Origin of the sequence: Ochrobactrum sp. SFR4 (assembly GCF_019730395.1) — a bacterium.
Taxonomy (GTDB): Bacteria; Pseudomonadota; Alphaproteobacteria; order Rhizobiales; family Rhizobiaceae; genus Pseudochrobactrum.
In genome coordinates this window covers 1-434 of the sequence record NZ_JAAPBB010000224.1, presented here as the reverse complement: position 1 = coordinate 434, position 434 = coordinate 1, and the positions used below count along the sequence as shown (strand labels likewise).

Below are 434 nucleotides of genomic sequence, written 5' to 3'. Positions count from 1 at the left end.
CGCGCGCGAGGCGTGGGAGGCCGAGGGCTATCAGGTCCACGGCGCGGCGCTGTCGGGCAAGGCGGCCGAGGGCTTGGAGGAATCTTCCGGCATCCAGAGCCGCACCCTCGCGTCATGGTCCCGCGGTTGGGAGAACGACCGCGGCACACTCGGCCGCGGCGACGTGTTCGTGATCGACGAGGCGGGCATGGTCGGGAGCCGCCAGCTCGCCCGCTTCGTTGGCGAGGCCGAGGCGCGCGGGGCGAAGATCGTCCTTGTAGGCGACCATGAGCAGTTGCAGGCGATCGGGGCGGGCGCACCGTTTAGGGCGATCACGGAGGAAATCGGCCATGCCGAGCTGTCCGAGATTCGCCGGCAGCGCGTGGACTGGCAGCGGGAGGCGTCGGTTGACTTCGCCACGCACCGGACGGCCGAGGGGCTGGCGGCCTATCGGG

The 434-nt window shown here is 71.4% G+C and carries 1 protein-coding gene; it reads left to right on the top strand.

Features of this window, described 5'->3' with window-relative positions; all coding sequences use genetic code 11:
- Positions 1 to 434: AAA family ATPase (locus tag HBA93_RS18725; protein WP_221724303.1), on the top strand; the 434-nt coding region annotated here is incomplete at both ends.